Annotated in this window: 13 protein-coding genes; all 13 read left to right on the top strand. The window is 69.3% G+C overall.

What is annotated here, in order from left to right; genetic code table 11:
• Nucleotides 1-189: 189 nt before the first annotated feature.
• The 13 genes from EDD90_RS18710 (at nt 190) to EDD90_RS18650 (ending at nt 11,809) form a co-directional block, all read left to right on the top strand.
• Nucleotides 190-1,308 (top strand): LCP family protein, encoded by a 1,119-nt coding sequence (locus EDD90_RS18710; RefSeq protein WP_123974124.1) that lies wholly within the window; start codon nt 190-192, stop codon nt 1,306-1,308.
• A gap of 306 nt (nt 1,309-1,614) precedes the next feature.
• Nucleotides 1,615-1,839 (top strand): 50S ribosomal protein L31, encoded by a 225-nt coding sequence (gene rpmE / locus EDD90_RS18705; RefSeq protein WP_030672379.1) that lies wholly within the window; start codon nt 1,615-1,617, stop codon nt 1,837-1,839.
• 114 nt (nt 1,840-1,953) lie between these two features.
• Nucleotides 1,954-3,030 carry a peptide chain release factor 1 gene (gene prfA / locus EDD90_RS18700; RefSeq protein WP_123974123.1) on the top strand — a complete coding sequence of 359 codons (1,077 nt, stop codon included), beginning with the start codon at nt 1,954-1,956 and terminating at the stop codon, nt 3,028-3,030.
• Between the two features lie 30 nt (nt 3,031-3,060).
• Nucleotides 3,061-3,906, top strand: a complete 846-nt coding sequence (prmC, locus tag EDD90_RS18695) for a peptide chain release factor N(5)-glutamine methyltransferase (RefSeq protein ID WP_123974122.1) — start codon at nt 3,061-3,063, stop codon at nt 3,904-3,906.
• 79 nt (nt 3,907-3,985) lie between these two features.
• Entirely contained in the window at nt 3,986-4,633 is a 648-nt protein-coding gene (locus EDD90_RS18690) for an L-threonylcarbamoyladenylate synthase (RefSeq protein ID WP_123974121.1), read from the top strand.
• A complete protein-coding gene (locus EDD90_RS18685) occupies nt 4,630-5,313 on the top strand; it encodes a protein-tyrosine-phosphatase (protein ID WP_123974120.1) in 684 nt (227 codons plus the stop codon). Before EDD90_RS18690 ends, EDD90_RS18685 begins: the two co-directional genes overlap by 4 nt.
• 226 nt (nt 5,314-5,539) lie before the next feature.
• Nucleotides 5,540-6,784 (top strand): serine hydroxymethyltransferase, encoded by a 1,245-nt coding sequence (gene glyA, locus EDD90_RS18680; protein WP_123974119.1) that lies wholly within the window; start codon nt 5,540-5,542, stop codon nt 6,782-6,784.
• A gap of 149 nt (nt 6,785-6,933) precedes the next feature.
• On the top strand, nt 6,934-8,298 hold the full coding sequence (locus tag EDD90_RS18675; RefSeq protein WP_123974118.1) for an MraY family glycosyltransferase: 1,365 nt from the start codon (nt 6,934-6,936) through the stop codon (nt 8,296-8,298).
• 312 nt (nt 8,299-8,610) lie between these two features.
• Complete coding sequence (locus EDD90_RS18670; RefSeq protein WP_123974117.1) at nt 8,611-9,042, top strand: TspO/MBR family protein; 432 nt, start codon at nt 8,611-8,613, stop codon at nt 9,040-9,042.
• Between the two features lie 210 nt (nt 9,043-9,252).
• Nucleotides 9,253-10,089 carry a F0F1 ATP synthase subunit A gene (atpB, locus tag EDD90_RS18665; RefSeq protein WP_123974116.1) on the top strand — a complete coding sequence of 279 codons (837 nt, stop codon included), beginning with the start codon at nt 9,253-9,255 and terminating at the stop codon, nt 10,087-10,089.
• A 76-nt stretch (nt 10,090-10,165) separates the two neighbouring features.
• A complete protein-coding gene (locus EDD90_RS18660) occupies nt 10,166-10,414 on the top strand; it encodes a F0F1 ATP synthase subunit C (RefSeq protein WP_123974115.1) in 249 nt (82 codons plus the stop codon).
• 37 nt (nt 10,415-10,451) lie between these two features.
• Nucleotides 10,452-10,997 carry a F0F1 ATP synthase subunit B gene (locus EDD90_RS18655; RefSeq protein WP_123974114.1) on the top strand — a complete coding sequence of 182 codons (546 nt, stop codon included), beginning with the start codon at nt 10,452-10,454 and terminating at the stop codon, nt 10,995-10,997.
• On the top strand, nt 10,994-11,809 hold the full coding sequence (locus tag EDD90_RS18650; protein WP_123974113.1) for a F0F1 ATP synthase subunit delta: 816 nt from the start codon (nt 10,994-10,996) through the stop codon (nt 11,807-11,809). The genes EDD90_RS18655 and EDD90_RS18650 overlap by 4 nt, the downstream gene beginning before the upstream one ends.
• Nucleotides 11,810-11,912: the final 103 nt, after the last annotated feature.

Raw genomic sequence — 11,912 nt, 5'->3', positions numbered from 1 at the left:
CACTTGCCCGATGAAACCCGATCACCCGGTGTGCCCATCGCCCTACGCGGTGGGCACACTGCGTTGTGCAACCCTTTCCCGAGTTTCGCTGTCTGACCAGGCGGAGTGACGATGGTCCGGTATGCACCCGCCGGACCCGACCCTGAACGCAGGGGGTAGACGAGCAGCCGTACGAGAGCAGAGGAGCCCATGTCCGCGGAGAGCACGCCGGAGCCGGGCATACCCGGGACCGGGACGAAGGCCATGAGCCACCGCAAGCCCCGGGGCAGGGGCCGCAGGGCGCTGCTCGTCACGGCCTGGACGGCGGCGGGCATCCTCGTCCTGGGCGGTACCGGCGTCGGCTACCTGTACTTCAAGCTCAACGGCAACCTCAGGACCGTCGACATCAACCAGGCCCTCGGCGGCGAGCGGCCCGCCAAGGTCGACAACGGCTCCGAGAACATCCTGGTCCTCGGCTCGGACACGCGTTCCGGTGCCAACAAGAAGCTCGGCGGCGGTACGGACGACGGCAGCGCGCGCTCCGACACGGCGATGATCATCCACGTCTACCAGGGGCACAAGAAGGCCAGCGTGGTCTCCATCCCCCGGGACACCCTGATCGACCGCCCGTCCTGCAAGGACGCGAAGGGCGTCACGCACTCCGCCGCGACCGGCGTGATGTTCAACAGCGCGTACTCCACGGGCGGCGCGACCTGCGCGGTCAAGACGGTCGAGTCGATGACCGGCATCCGCATGGACCACTATCTGGAGATCGACTTCTCCGGCTTCCAGAAGCTGATCGACGAGCTCGGCGGGGTCGAGGTCACCACGACGAAGGCCATCGACGACCGGGAGAGCCACCTCGACCTCAAGGCCGGCACCCACACGCTCGACGGCGCACAGGCACTCGGCCTGGTCCGCACCCGGCACGGCGTCGGCGACGGCTCCGACCTGGGCCGCATCCAGCTGCAGCAGGCGTTCGTCAAGGCGCTGATCGCCCAGATCAAGCAGGTGGGCGTCTTCACCAGCCCCACGAAGCTGTACGACCTGGCCGACACCGCGACGAAGACGGTCACCACCGACTCCGACCTGGGCTCGGTGAACTCCCTGATCGACTTCGCGAACGGGCTGAAGTCCATCGACTCGAAGAACATGCGCATGGTGACGATGCCGGTGGAGTACGACCCGTCGAACCCGAACCGGGTGATAGTGGCGAAGGCGAAGGCGAAGCAGGTCTGGAAGGCGCTGGAGAACGACCGGCCGATCCCGGCGTCGGCGACCGAGGGCACGGCGACAGGGCAGGCCAAGGGGGTCGTGACGTCGTCGTGAGGGCGCGGCCCGGTGGGGGCTTGTCGCGCAGTTCCTCCCCCAGCCTTCGGCCGGGGGTACCCCCAGCGCCCCTGAAGGGGCGCGGGGAACTGCGCGAACAACCCACGACGACCGCCACTCGCGCACGGCGAAACCGTGGCACCCCCCTGGGCGCGACCGTCCCCCCGAGCCCTTGGGAATACCCGGCCGCTCCCCCCGGTTTTGGGCTATGCGGCCAGCCCTGGCAGACTGGTACGTCGGCCCCGGTTCACGTTCCCGCAGCCCGCGGCAGCGACCCGGTGCCCTCCCGATATCTAGGAGACACCCTTGAAGCGCGACATCCACCCCGAGTACGTCGAGACGCAGGTCAGCTGCACCTGTGGCGCGTCGTTCACGACTCGTAGCACCATCCAGTCCGGCACCATCCGCGCTGAGGTCTGCTCCGAGTGCCACCCGTTCTACACGGGCAAGCAGAAGATCCTCGACACCGGTGGCCGTGTGGCCCGCTTCGAGGCCCGCTTCGGCAAGGCTGCCGCCGGCTCCAAGAAGTAGCGAGCCCCATTTCGCCGGTCCACGGCCACGCCCCCGCGAGGGGTGTGCCCGGGACCGGCGTTTTTGGTCGCCCGCCTTCCCTTCCGTACGCAGTAGCAGTATCAGGAGCCAAAAATGTTCGAGGCCGTCGAGGAACTCGTCGTCGAGCACGCCGACCTGGAGAAGAAGCTCGCCGACCCGTCGGTCCACGCCGACCAGGCCAACGCGCGCAAGCTGAACAAGCGCTACGCCGAGCTCACCCCGATCGTCGCCACGTTCCGCTCCTGGAAGCAGACCGGCGACGACATCGAGACCGCGCGTGAACTGGCCGCCGACGACCCCGACTTCGCCGCCGAGGTCAAGGAGCTGGACAAGCAGCGCGACGAGCTCACCGAGAAGCTGCGGCTGCTGCTGGTGCCCCGGGACCCGTCCGACGACAAGGACGTGATCCTGGAGATCAAGGCCGGGGCGGGTGGTGACGAGTCGGCGCTGTTCGCGGGCGATCTGCTGCGCATGTACCTGCGGTACGCCGAGCGTGTCGGCTGGAAGACCGAGATCATCGACTCCACCGAGTCGGAGCTGGGTGGCTACAAGGACGTCCAGGTCGCCGTGAAGACCAAGGGCGGCAACGGCGCGACGGAGCCCGGTCAGGGCGTCTGGGCGCGGCTGAAGTACGAGGGCGGTGTGCACCGCGTGCAGCGCGTGCCGGCGACCGAGTCGCAGGGCCGTATCCACACCTCTGCCGCCGGTGTGCTGGTCACGCCCGAGGCCGAGGAGGTCGACGTCGAGATCAACCCCAACGACCTCCGCATCGACGTCTACCGGTCCTCCGGGCCCGGCGGGCAGTCCGTCAACACCACCGACTCCGCGGTGCGCATCACGCACCTGCCCACCGGAGTCGTCGCCTCCTGCCAGAACGAGAAGAGCCAGCTGCAGAACAAGGAGCAGGCCTTGCGTATCCTGCGCTCCAGGCTGCTCGCCGCGGCGCAGGAGGAGGCGGAGAAGGAAGCCGCCGACGCCCGCCGCAGCCAGGTCCGCACCGTCGACCGCTCCGAGAAGATCCGTACGTACAACTTCCCGGAGAATCGTCTCTCGGACCACCGCGTCGGCTTCAAGGCGTACAACTTGGACCAGGTCCTGGACGGCGACCTCGACGCGGTGATCCAGGCCTGTGTCGACGCGGACTCGGCCGCGAAGCTGGCAGCTGCATAAGAGGTACGAGTTACTACACGGAGGACCAGCGTGAACCTGCTGCTCGCCGAGGTGGCCCAGGCCGCCCAGCGGCTGGCCGACGCCGGCGTGCCCTCGCCGCGCAACGACGCGGAGGAGCTCGCCGCGTTCGTGCACGGCGTGAAGCGGGGCGCGCTGCACTCCGTGAAGGACTCCGACTTCGACGCCCGCTACTGGGAGGTCATCGCCCGGCGGGAGCAGCGCGAGCCGCTCCAGCACATCACCGGGCGGGCGTACTTCCGCTACCTCGAACTCCAGGTGGGGCCCGGCGTGTTCGTGCCCCGGCCGGAGACCGAGTCGGTGGTCGGCTGGGCCATAGACGCCGTGCGCGCCATGGACGTCGTCGAGCCGTGCATCGTCGACCTGTGCACCGGCTCCGGCGCCATCGCGCTGGCCCTCGCCCAGGAGGTCCCGCGTTCGCGTGTGCACGCCGTGGAGCTGTCCGAGGAGGCGCTCCAGTGGACCCGCAAGAACATGGCGGGCTCCAGGGTCGACCTGCGCCAGGGAGACGCCCTGGACGCCTTCCACGACCTCGACGGCCATGTCGACCTGGTCATCTCCAACCCGCCCTACATCCCGCTCACCGAGTGGGAGTACGTCGCCCCCGAGGCCCGCGACTACGACCCGGAGCTGGCCCTGTTCTCCGGCGAGGACGGCCTCGACCTGATCCGGGGCATCGAACGCACCGCGCACCGGCTGCTGCGTCCCGGCGGCGTCGTCGTCATCGAGCACGCCGACACCCAGGGCGGCCAGGTGCCGTGGATCTTCACCGAGGAGCGGGGCTGGGCCGACGCGGCCGACCACCCGGACCTCAACAGGCGACCCCGCTTCGCGACCGCCCGCAAGGCGCTGCCGTGAGCACCCCCCAGACTCAGTCCCGGAAGCTCCGGGAGTCCCGGAAGTACGTGTACTTCGTGTACGAGGAGGCCCGCTAGACATGGCACGGCGATACGACACCAATGACGCGACCGACCGCGCGACGGGTCTGCGCGAGGCCGCGTCGGCCGTCCGCCGGGGCGAACTGGTGGTGCTGCCGACCGACACGGTGTACGGCATCGGCGCCGACGCGTTCACCTCGGAGGCGGTCTCCGACCTGCTCGACGCCAAGGGCCGGGGCCGCAACATGCCCACCCCCGTGCTGATCGGGTCCCCGAACACGCTCCACGGTCTCGTCACCGACTTCTCCGAGCTGGCCTGGGAGCTGGTCGACGCGTTCTGGCCGGGCGCGCTCACGCTGGTCGCCAAGCACCAGCCGTCCCTGCAGTGGGACCTGGGCGACACCCGGGGCACGGTCGCCGTGCGCATGCCACTGCACCCGGTCGCCATCGAACTGCTCACCGAGGTCGGCCCGATGGCCGTCTCCTCCGCCAACCTGACCGGCCACCCGGCGCCCGAGGACTGCGACGCCGCCCAGCAGATGCTCGGCGACTCCGTCTCCGTGTACCTCGACGGCGGTCCGACCCCGGGCAACATCCCCTCGTCGATCGTCGACGTCACCCGTGAGGTGCCGCTGCTGCTGCGCGCCGGCGCGCTCTCGGCGGAGGAGCTGCGGAAGGTCGTACCCGACCTCGAGGTGGCGAATTGACAGCCCCTGACGCGGGGCGTGGCATAGGCAACGGGGAGCGCGCGGCGGAGATCACGACGACCTTCGTGGGGCTGCCGCGCGACAGTTTCCGCATCCTCCACGTCAGCACTGGCAACGTGTGCCGCTCGCCGATCACCGAGCGGCTGAACCGCCATCTCGTGACGGACCGGCTCGGTACGTTCCTGGGCGGCGGGCTGATCGTGGAGAGCGCGGGGACCTGGGGCCATGAGGGCGCGCCCATGGAGGCCAACGCGGAGGCCGTGCTGGCCGACTTCGGCGCGGACGCCTCCGGCTTCGTGGGCCGCGAACTGCTCGACGAGCACGTCATCCGCGCCGACCTGGTCCTGACGGCCACCCGTGACCACCGCGCCCAGGTCATCTCCATGGGCCACTCGGCCGGCCTGCGCACCTTCACGCTGAAGGAGTTCACCCGCCTGGTCCGTGCGATCGACCCGGCGACGCTGCCGCCGGTGACGGACGGCGTGGTTGTCCGGGCGCGCGCGCTGGTCCGTGCGGCCGCCGCGCTACGCGGGTGGCTGCTGGCCCCGACGGCGGAGGCGGACGAGGTGTACGACCCGTACGGGGCCCCGCTGCCGTTCTTCCGGTCGATCGGGGACGAGATACACGAGGCCCTGGACCCGGTGGTCACGGCGCTGACCGGGGTCCCGGCGCGGATGTAGCCCCGTAGGCGCAGGCAGCCCCGTAAGGGGCGCGGGGCTGTGCCGATGTGCGGCTACCGCCGCGTGGGCGCGAGCAACCCCCACGCACCCGAAGCCGCGCGACTCTTCGCAATCACCCCTCCGGTAGCGAAACCACCGGCACCACGGTCATACGCACAAACCGCGCGTCCACCCCATACCCGGCCTACATTGGTCGTACGTCACCGTCGACCGCCCGGAGCCCGCCATGTCGGTCATCCCTACCCTCGATGAGACCGATCTGCTGCGGCGGCAGGATCCGGAGCTGGCCGAGATCCTCCTTGGCGAGCTGGCCCGGCAGTCGAACTCGCTCCAGCTCATCGCCGCCGAGAACTTCACCTCCCGGGCCGTGCTGGCCGCCCTCGGCTCGCCGCTCGCCAACAAGTACGCCGAGGGCTACCCGGGCGCCCGGCACCACGGCGGCTGCGAGATCGTCGACGTCGCCGAGCGGCTCGCCGTCGACCGCGCCAAGGCCCTGTTCGGCGCCGCGCACGCCAATGTGCAGTCCCATTCCGGGTCGTCCGCCGTTCTGGCCGCCTATGCCGCCCTGCTGCGCCCCGGAGACACCGTTCTCGCTCTGGGGCTGCCCTACGGCGGCCATCTCACGCACGGTTCGCCGGCCAACTTCTCCGGCCGCTGGTTCGACTTCGTCGGGTACGGCGTCGACGCGGAGAGCGGGCTCATCGACTACGACCAGGTGCGGGCGCTGGCCCGCAGCCACCGGCCCAAGGCGATCGTGTGCGGCTCCATCGCCTATCCGCGCCACATCGACTACGCGTACTTCCGCGAGGTCGCCGACGAGGTCGGCGCCTATCTGATCGCCGACGCGGCGCATCCCATCGGGCTGGTCGCCGGGGGAGCGGCGCCGAACCCCGTGCCGTACGCCGATGTCGTGTGCGCGACCACGCACAAGGTGCTGCGCGGGCCGCGCGGCGGGATGCTCCTGTGCGGGTCGCCGGAGCTGGCCGAGCGGCTCGACCGGGCCGTGTTCCCGTTCACCCAGGGCGGCGCACAGATGCACAGCATCGCCGCCAAGGCGGTCGCGTTCGGGGAGGCGGCAACACCGGCGTTCACCGCGTACGCCCATCAGGTGGTCGCCAATGCCAAGGTGCTCGCGGCGGCGCTGGCCGACGAGGGGCTGGTGGTCACCACCGGCGGCACGGACACGCACCTGATCACCGTGGACACCGCCCCGCTCGGCGTCGACGGCCGCTCCGCCCGTGGGCGGCTGGCGGCGGCCGGCATCGTCCTCGACTGCTGCGCCCTGCCGCACGCGGACGCGCGGGGGCTGCGCCTGGGCACCGCCGCCGTGACCACGCAGGGCATGGGGCAGGAGGAGATGCCCCGGATCGCGGCCCTGCTGGGGGGCGCGGTGCGCGGTGACACGGAAGCGGGGAGGGTGCGTGACGAGGTGCGTGAGCTCACAGGTAGATTTCCGCCGTATCCCGGGTGAGACGGGGTAGGCGCAGCGTCGTACACCCGTTGTGCGCACGGTTCACAGCCACACGTGCAACCATCGTCGCTACCCGGAAGTCCCCATACATATGCGTCCCTCGCTAGGGTGTGGGGCTGTGATGGCCAGCGAGACCTGTGGGGAAGCCTGTGCGTGAATACCTGCTGACGCTCTGCATCACGGCCGCGGTGACGTACCTGCTGACAGGGCCGGTACGGAAGTTCGCGATCGTGGCCGGGGCCATGCCGGAGATCAGGGCCCGTGACGTGCACCGGGAACCGACTCCGCGGCTCGGCGGGATCGCGATGTTCTTCGGCCTGTGCGCGGGTCTGCTGGTCGCCGACCACCTGACCAACCTCAACGAGGTCTTCGAGAAGTCGAACGAGCCGCGGGCGCTGCTCTCCGGCGCCGCGCTGATCTGGCTGATCGGTGTGCTCGACGACAAGTTCGAGATCGACGCGCTGATCAAGCTGGGCGGTCAGATGATCGCCGCGGGCGTCATGGTCATGCAGGGTCTGACGATCCTGTGGCTGCCCATCCCGGGCGTCGGCAATGTGGCCCTGACCCCGTGGCAGGGCACATTGCTGACGGTCGCCCTGGTCGTCATCACGATCAACGCGGTGAACTTCGTCGACGGCCTCGACGGCCTGGCCTCCGGCATGGTGTGCATCGCGGCGACCGCGTTCTTCCTGTACGCCTACCGCATCTGGTACTCGTACGGCATCGAGGCCGCCGCCCCGGCCACGCTGTTCGCGGCGATCCTGATGGGCATGTGCCTGGGCTTCCTGCCGCACAACATGCATCCGGCGCGGATCTTCATGGGCGACTCGGGCTCGATGCTGATCGGGCTGGTGCTGGCCGCGGGCGCGATCTCCATCACCGGTCAGGTCGACCCGGACGCGCTGAACCTGTACGCCGGCTCCGAGAAGGCGGCGGTCCACCAGACGGTGCCGGTCTACATCCCGCTGCTGCTGCCCCTGACGATCATCGCGGTGCCGGCCGCCGACCTGGTCCTGGCCATCGTCCGGCGCACCTGGCGCGGCCAGTCGCCGTTCGCGGCGGACCGGGGGCATCTGCACCACCGGCTCCTGGAGATCGGCCACTCGCACAGCCGGGCCGTGCTGATCATGTACTTCTGGTCGGCGCTGATCGCCTTCGGCGCGCTGGCCTACTCGGTGAACTCCGCGTCCATGTGGATCGTGCTCGGTGTGGTGTTCCTCAGTGCGATCGGCCTGGTCCTGCTTCTGCTGCCGCGGTTCACACCGCGTACCCCGCGCTGGGCGGAGGCCTTCGTGCCGCCCCGCTACCGGCGCCGCCGGGCCGCCCGGGCCGCCGAGGCGCCGGGCGCCGCAACCCCGCAGACGCCTGTGGCCGGCGAGGAGCCGGAGTGCGAGGAGGAGCCCGTCGGGCACCGCTCTCCGATCACCGCGGGAGCGCCCCCGGTCAATGGCGCGACCGCCATCGGCCCCCGTTCGCGCTTCCTGGACCGGCGCACTTCCGGGTCCTCACGCTGACCCGCCAAGGTAAGAATCTGACTAGAGCATTGCCAACTCGTGGGGGAGCAAAGCCCCCCAATACCAGACACAACGGCTCGGTTTTTGCTCGGACGGGCAGGTTCACTCTCATGTGTGACAGCTGGCACACCTACCAGGTAAAGACCTCATCAAATAGTTTGTGATACGGTTCACGAGAACCCGGGAGAGAGTCGAAGGACCCCAGTGCGATGGTCCATCGGCGTGAGGTCGGCGTGAGCTTTTCGCCCCTCCGACCGGGACTACGCTCGTCCATGACGACACCCTGCCCCCTGCGAAAGCGGAGTTGCCGCCATGCCGTCCAATGACGCCCGGATCCTGGCCCAGGCCGCCGTACCCACGGCCGCCGTCGGCGTACTCGCCGCTGTCATCAGCGGGGTGGTCGCGGGCGGCAAGGGGGCGATCGGGGCGGTCGTCGGGACGGTGATCGTGATCCTCTTCATGGGGATCGGTCTCTACGTTCTGCAGCGCACGGCCAAATCCATGCCGCAGCTCTTCCAGATGATGGGCCTGATGCTCTACGCGGCCCAGCTTCTGCTGCTGTTCATCTTCATGGCCCTGTTCAAGAACACGACGCTGTTCAACCCCCGGGCCTTCGCCATCGCGCTCGTGGTCGCCACGCTCACGTGGATCGCCGCGCAGACCCGTGCCCACATGAAGGCCAAGATCCTCTATGTCGAACCCGACAAGACCGACAAGGCCGAGAAGTCCGGGCATTCGTCGTGAGGGGTAGGGGCGGGATAAAGGCGTACGAGAGATCCTGCTATCGTCCGGTGCCAACTGCGGCATCGCGGGCGCGGGCATCTGAGCTGACGCCTGTTCAATCGCGAGGCGAGATGCCCCTCAGCCGCCCCCACATCCGTAACACCAGTCCCGTGCCGAACCGCGGCCATGCGCCGCGCCGACACAACGAGGTTGCCGTATCCATGCGCCACGATGAAGGAGCCCGCGGTGAGTGCTGACCCGACGCAGACGCTCGCTTTCGACACGAGCTGTCACCTGTTCAGCGGGTGCGGCTTCCCGGCTCCGGGCCTGCACTCGTTCCTGTTCGAGCCGATCTTCGGCGACGCGAACAGCAACGTGTACTTCAACAAGACGATGCTGCTGGCGCTGCTCGGGTCGATCATCATCGTGGCCGTCTTCTGGGCCGCCTTCGCCCGTCCGAAGGTCGTCCCGGGCAAGCTCCAGATGGTCGCCGAGGCCGGCTACGACTTCGTCCGGCGCGGTGTCGTCTACGAGACCATCGGCAAGAAGGAAGGCGAGAAGTACGTCCCGCTCGTCGTCTCGCTGTTCTTCTTCGTCTGGATGATGAACCTCTGGTCGATCATCCCGGTCGCTCAGTTCCCGGTCACCGCGATCATCTCGTACCCCGTCGCCCTGGCCGCCATCGTCTACATCCTGTGGGTCTCGCTGACCTTCAAGCGCCACGGCTTCGTCGGCGCCTTCAAGAACTTCACCGGCTATGACAAGTCGCTCGGCGCGGTCCTCCCGCTGTCGATGACGATCGAGCTCTTCTCGAACCTGCTCGTGCGGCCCTTCACCCACGCCGTCCGACTCTTCGCGAACATGTTCGCCGGCCACACCCTGCTGCTGCTCTTCACGATCGCCAGCTGGTACATGCTGAACGGCATCGGTATCGCCTACTCCGCCGTGTCGTTCGTGATGGTTCTCGTGATGACGGCCTTCGAGCTCTTCATCCAGGCTGTCCAGGCCTATGTCTTCGTACTGCTGACCTGCAGCTTCATTCAGGGCGCGCTCGCCGAGTCCCACTGAGCGCCAACCCGTCCCACCACCCATGACATCCGGTGGCCAACCCCCACCGGTCATTGAAAGAGAAGGAAGAACCGGCATGTCCGCTCTCCAGACCCTTGCCGCCGGCGCCACGGTCATCGGCAACCTCGGTTCCATCGGTTACGGCCTCGCGGCGATCGGCCCGGGCGTCGGCGTCGGCATCATCTTCGGTAACGGCACCCAGGCCCTCGCCCGCCAGCCCGAGGCGGCCGGCCTGATCCGCGCCAACCAGATCCTCGGCTTCGCCTTCTGTGAGGCGCTCGCCCTGATCGGTCTGGTCATGCCGTTCGTCTACCCGACCTCCTGACCCGACCGTCGCGCACCATTAGACGAAAGGCACTGATATGAGCCTCTTGGTTCAGCTGGCGGCGGAGAAGCCCGAAAACCCTCTCATCCCGCCGGTCCCAGAGCTCGTCATCGGCCTGATCGCCTTCGTCATCGTCTTCGGCTTCCTCGCCAAGAAGCTCCTTCCGAACATCAACAAGGTTCTGGAGCAGCGCCGCGAGGCGATCGAGGGCGGTATCGAGAAGGCCGAGGCCGCCCAGACCGAGGCCCAGAGCGTCCTCGAGCAGTACAAGGCGCAGCTGGCCGAGGCCCGGCACGAGGCCGCGCGCCTGCGCCAGGAGGCTCAGGAGCAGGGCGCCACGCTCATCGCCGAGATGCGCGCCGAGGGCCAGCGGCAGCGTGAGGAGATCGTCGCCGCCGGTCACGCGCAGATCGAGGCCGACCGCAAGTCCGCCGCGCAGGCGCTGCGTCAGGACGTGGGCCAGCTGGCCACCGACCTGGCCGGCAAGCTCGTCGGTGAGTCCCTTGAGGACCACGCCCGTCAGAGCCGCGTGATCGACCGCTTCCTCGACGAGCTCGAGGAGAAGGCCGAGGCCGCGCGATGAACGGAGCGAGCCGCGAGGCCCTGGCAGCCGCACGTGAGCGTCTCGACGCGCTGACGGACTCGACGTCCGTGGACGCGACGCGGCTCGCCGACGAGCTGGCGGCCGTCACCGCGCTGCTCGACCGCGAGGGAGGCCTGCGCCGGGTCCTCACCGACCCGGCACAGGCCGGCGAGGCGAAGGCCGAGCTGGTCCGGCGCCTGATCGGCGGCCAGGTCTCCGAGACCACCGCCGACCTGGTGTCCGGCCTGGTCCGCTCCCGCTGGTCGCAGCCCCGCGACCTGGTGGACGCGCTGGAGGAGCTGGCGAACACCGCCGACCTCACGGCCGCGGAGAAGTCCGGCGCGCTGGACGACGCCGAGGACGAGCTGTTCCGGTTCGGCCGGATCGTCTCCTCCAGCACCGAGCTGCGCGCCGCGCTGACCGACCGCAAGGCCACCGTCGCCGCGAAGACCGAGCTGCTGCACCGGCTGCTCGGCGGCCGCGCCAAGCCGGTCACCGAGCGTCTGGTCACGCGCCTTGTGACCGTGCCGCGGGGACGTAGCCTGGAAGCGGGCCTGGAGGCCCTGTCCAAGCTCGCCGCGGAGCGCCGCAGCCGTGTCGTCGCCGTCGTCACCTCGGCGGTGCCGCTGAGCGAGCCGCAGAAGCAGCGCCTGGGCGCCGCCCTCGCGAAGCTCTACGGCCGCACGATGCACCTCAACCTCGACGTCGACCCCGCGGTCGTCGGCGGGATCCGGGTGCAGGTCGGTGACGAGGTCATCAACGGTTCCATCGCGGACCGGCTCGAGGACGCGGCCCGCCGCATGGCGAGCTGACCCAACTCAAGAGCAGTACGTACTTACGACGGCCCGGGTTGGGCCGTGCAAGAAGAATCCTGGGGGTCGCCCCCAGACCCCCCAAGTGAAACTTCGGGCCCAA

The sequence above is a fragment of the Streptomyces sp. Ag109_O5-1 genome, assembly GCF_003814875.1.
Classification (GTDB): domain Bacteria; phylum Actinomycetota; class Actinomycetes; order Streptomycetales; family Streptomycetaceae; genus Streptomyces; species Streptomyces sasae.
Note: the sequence above shows the minus strand (reverse complement) of the source record. Positions and strands in the feature narration are given on the sequence as shown.

Coding starts and splice junctions, on each gene's coding strand:
- EDD90_RS18660 (WP_123974115.1), top strand. CDS start 10,166: ATGTCCGCTCTCCAGACCCTTGCCGCCGGCGCCACGGTCATCGGCAAC.
- EDD90_RS18650 (WP_123974113.1), top strand. CDS start 10,994: ATGAACGGAGCGAGCCGCGAGGCCCTGGCAGCCGCACGTGAGCGTCTC.
- EDD90_RS18690 (WP_123974121.1), top strand. CDS start 3,986: ATGGCACGGCGATACGACACCAATGACGCGACCGACCGCGCGACGGGT.
- EDD90_RS18655 (WP_123974114.1), top strand. CDS start 10,452: ATGAGCCTCTTGGTTCAGCTGGCGGCGGAGAAGCCCGAAAACCCTCTC.
- glyA (WP_123974119.1), top strand. CDS start 5,540: ATGTCGGTCATCCCTACCCTCGATGAGACCGATCTGCTGCGGCGGCAG.
- EDD90_RS18710 (WP_123974124.1), top strand. CDS start 190: ATGTCCGCGGAGAGCACGCCGGAGCCGGGCATACCCGGGACCGGGACG.
- EDD90_RS18670 (WP_123974117.1), top strand. CDS start 8,611: ATGCCGTCCAATGACGCCCGGATCCTGGCCCAGGCCGCCGTACCCACG.
- atpB (WP_123974116.1), top strand. CDS start 9,253: ATGAAGGAGCCCGCGGTGAGTGCTGACCCGACGCAGACGCTCGCTTTC.
- prfA (WP_123974123.1), top strand. CDS start 1,954: ATGTTCGAGGCCGTCGAGGAACTCGTCGTCGAGCACGCCGACCTGGAG.